Source organism: Cellvibrio sp. (genome assembly GCF_053579595.1).
In genome coordinates this window covers 1-3,541 of the sequence record NZ_JBRFPI010000437.1, presented here as the reverse complement: position 1 = coordinate 3,541, position 3,541 = coordinate 1, and the positions used below count along the sequence as shown (strand labels likewise).

Here is a 3,541-nt window from a genome sequence, read left to right as displayed (position 1 = left end):
TGTAACTCTATCGCCTCCACCCGACCGGCGTAGTTCACCATGGCACTGCTGGCGATATAGGGGGGAGAAGTCACTACCTGTGGATGCTGGCTAACCTGCGCGGATAGTGCTTGCCAATCCTTCAGGGCAGGAAGCTGATCGACAAAACCATGGGGGATTACGCTAAGGATGCGCTCCTTCATCTCCCGGTCAAAGCCATTCATTACCGACAATACGATAATCAGAGCCATAACACCCAGCGCCATACCCACCAAGGAGAAGGCACTAATGAAGGAGATAAACTGGTTACGGCGCTTGGCGCGGGTATAGCGCAAGCCGATATAAAGAGGGATGTTTTTTAGCATGGGCGCATTAAACCCAATTGGCTCCATTTGCTCAAGCAAAACCGCTCGCTCAACCGATAAAGCCGCGCCACTTATCGCTGGCTTGTGCTATGTTTACTGCATCACAAAATTTGGAAGATTCAGCATATGAGCGAACGCCGCAGTTACTTTCGCATTGATGAAAGTATCGCTATTGAATTCAAAGAGGTTGATGAGATCACCGCAAACACCGCTGCGGCGGAGTTGCAGTTCCCCAATACCGCATCGCTTAAACTCTTTGCTGAATTACGCAAGATCGACAATGACAATGCCCATCTATTTCACCAGATCAAAGATACCAGCCGCGCACTGGGTGAATACTTGCACAACCTGAACCGCAAGATAGACATTATCAGCCAACAGTTGATGACCGACTCCAAACCCTTGCCCCCATCAAAAACGATTAAACAGGTAAACCTGAGCGAGGGAGGAATCGCCTTTGGCAGCTCGCGCGCACTGGAAGCAAACTCCCACATCGCCCTAAGGCTGATTTTTTTACCGAGCAACGCTGGCTTGGTGCTGTTTGCCAAAATCATTCGCTGTGAACCCAGTAACACAGGGGAATATCAAATTGCGGCAAAATTTCATAGCTTGACCGATGCGCAACAGCAGCTGATCGGTCAACAAATAATGCGGGCACAAATGGCCGAACGCCGGAAAAGTCAGCATTCGCTCCAGTAACTATGATTGTTAAAGGTGATTTGACCAATATGACCCCGCGAAAATTCCTGAACCTATTCTTCGCCTGTGTGGTGGTATTTACTATCTGTATTCAGACTTCACTCGCAGAAGACATTCGTATCCCAGTTGGCGAACAAGCCAAAGATCAAATACCTGTTGATATGCCCACCAAAGGCATGAGCAAAGAACGGGTGAAAGCGCTGTTTGGTGAGCCATCGGAAGAAATTCCAGCAAAGGGTCAACCTCCCATCTCGCGCTGGAAGTATCAAGAATTTACAGTGTATTTTGATAGCAATGCGGTAATTCACTGTGTGAGAAATTTTCAGCCCAAAGCTAACCCGTCCGAAGCAAATCTCACCAAAGAAAACCCGTAGCATTCACACAATAATGTGTAGCAATAAAAAAGGGCGCAATAGATTGCGCCCCTTTCTTATTCATTTCGCATCGTTAACTAACGGCGGCTTATACGGTTTACACCGTCAAGCGCAGCAACTCGATAGGCTTCAGCCATAGTCGGATAATTGAAAATATTATTGAGGAAGTAATGAATATTATTGCCCTCACCTTTCTGCGTCATAATCGCCTGGCCGATATGGACAATCTCTGCGGCTTCAGCGCCAAAACAATGTACGCCAAGAATTTCCAGGGTATCAACATGAAACAACAACTTCAGCATACCGACATCTTCACCGCTGATTTGCCCGCGTGCGGTATTTTTAAATAATGCACGGCCAACTTCGTAGGGCACTTTTGCCTGAGTCAATTCGGTTTCAGTTTTACCGACAGAACTAATTTCTGGCAGCGTATAAATACCAGTGGGAACATCCTGCACCAACTTGCATTCATCGCCAAAAATCCCCCCCGATACAGCACGCCCCTGTCCATAAGAAGCACTTGCCAAACTTGGCCAGCCAACCACATCGCCCACTGCATAAATATGTGGAACCTGAGTGCAATAGCAATTATCGACTTTTAAATTGCCTCGATGATCGGCAGTTAAACCTGCCGCCTCAAGATTTAATCCATCAGTATTACCACTGCGGCCGTTACACCACAAAATAGCATCTGCCTTCAAACGCTTACCCGATTTTAAAAATAAGGTAACGCTCGAATCGCTCGCCTCTATAGCCTCATATTCTTCGCTGTGACGCACAGTAACGCCGCTATCGCGCAGGTGATAACTTAAAGCATCAGAAATCTCATCATCGAGAAATGACAGTAATCGCTCACGGTTGTTGATCAAATCAACACGCATTCCCAAGCCTGAAAAAATTGAGGCGTATTCACAACCAATTACACCCGCCCCATAAACAATAATATGTCGTGGTGTGTGTTGCATATCCAGAATGGTATCGCTGTCGTAGATACGCGGATGATTAAAATCGACATCCGCCGGGCGATAAGGACGCGAACCTGTGGCGATAACGATATTGTCAGCAGAGATAGTTTCTATACCGCCATCCAACTGCACCAAAGTGACAGTATTAGCATCAATAAATGAAGCTTGACCAATATGCACGTTAACGCGATTGCGCACATAAAAATTGGTGTGCAACTCAACTTGTTTGGGAATGACTTTAACAGCTGATTGCAATACACGCGGGAAAGTTAAACGGCGGCTATCACCAATCTCACGAAACAAGCTGTTGCTTTTAAACTGGATAACTTGTTTAACAACATGACGCAATGATTTGGAAGGGATAGTGCCCTTGTGTGCACAACTACCGCCCACCAGTGCTCTATTCTCTACCACACCGACTCTTTTGCCTGCCTTGGAGGCTGCTATAGCCGCAGCTTCGCCCGAAGGGCCGGAACCTATAACCAAAAGATCGTAGCTGTGATCTGCCGACTTTTTACGACCTGTCAATTTATTCCCCTTAAACTTATTAACCGAAGACACTAGTAGTCTAGCAACAATTATTCCCTTTTACTTTTTAGATGACTTACTCGCATCATAAGAAAGATCAGCGCTGTCCGCTGCTGCACGCGCTGGTTTTGCTTTTTCCTCAGCGCACTTGGCCTCATCACCACCGCACAACTCACACACATAATTAGGATCGCCGAGCGCCTTACCAACGCCTCCGCAAGAGCCCGATACCGGTTTTCTTCCGGCAAGAACACTGATAGATAATGCAAGTGCAACGAACAACATGACTAATAGAGTAACCACAAGAACAGCCACGATTGACTCCCAGGCAACAATGCCTTTATTAAGAATTTAAAAATACTTACCACTAAAAGAAAAAACGAGGCAGGTTGCCCAGCCTCGTTTTCCTTATGCATTAACCACCGAAGTCGTCGAGCAAAATGTTGTCGTCTTCAACTCCCAGACTCTTCAACATTTTAATTACGGCGGCATTCATCATTGGTGGGCCGCACATATAAAACTCACAATCTTCTGGTGCCGGATGATCCTTCAAATAATTCTCGTAGAGAACATTGTGAATAAATCCGGTTAAACCTGACCAATTGTCCTCTGGTTGAGGATCGGACAGTGC

At 46.4% G+C, this 3,541-nt stretch carries 4 protein-coding genes and 2 pseudogenes; 2 read left to right on the top strand and 4 right to left on the bottom strand.

From position 1 onward, the window contains the following. A pseudogene (locus ACWA6V_RS19245) lies at positions 1–344 on the bottom strand (lipoprotein-releasing system transmembrane subunit LolC); the annotation flags it as partial. A 126-nt stretch (positions 345–470) separates the two neighbouring features. Here ACWA6V_RS19245 and ACWA6V_RS19240 point away from each other — a divergent pair. Further along, positions 471–1,043 (top strand): PilZ domain-containing protein, encoded by a 573-nt coding sequence (locus tag ACWA6V_RS19240; RefSeq protein ID WP_449524007.1) that lies wholly within the window; start codon positions 471–473, stop codon positions 1,041–1,043. Positions 1,044–1,072: 29 nt separating this feature from the next. Then, a complete protein-coding gene (locus ACWA6V_RS19235) occupies positions 1,073–1,417 on the top strand; it encodes a hypothetical protein (RefSeq protein WP_449524006.1) in 345 nt (114 codons plus the stop codon). A 77-nt stretch (positions 1,418–1,494) separates the two neighbouring features. On the opposite strand, the gene sthA is transcribed toward ACWA6V_RS19235, so the two are convergent. The 3 genes and pseudogenes from sthA to ACWA6V_RS19220 form a co-directional block, all read right to left on the bottom strand. Continuing rightward, positions 1,495–2,910: a Si-specific NAD(P)(+) transhydrogenase gene (gene sthA, locus ACWA6V_RS19230; protein ID WP_449524005.1), complete on the bottom strand. Its 1,416-nt coding sequence runs from the start codon at positions 2,908–2,910 to the stop codon at positions 1,495–1,497. 60 nt (positions 2,911–2,970) lie between these two features. Continuing rightward, on the bottom strand, positions 2,971–3,225 hold the full coding sequence (gene nqrM / locus ACWA6V_RS19225; RefSeq protein WP_449524004.1) for a (Na+)-NQR maturation NqrM: 255 nt from the start codon (positions 3,223–3,225) through the stop codon (positions 2,971–2,973). Positions 3,226–3,325: 100 nt separating this feature from the next. Then, positions 3,326–3,541, bottom strand: a pseudogene (locus ACWA6V_RS19220) (NADH:ubiquinone reductase (Na(+)-transporting) subunit F); the annotation flags it as partial.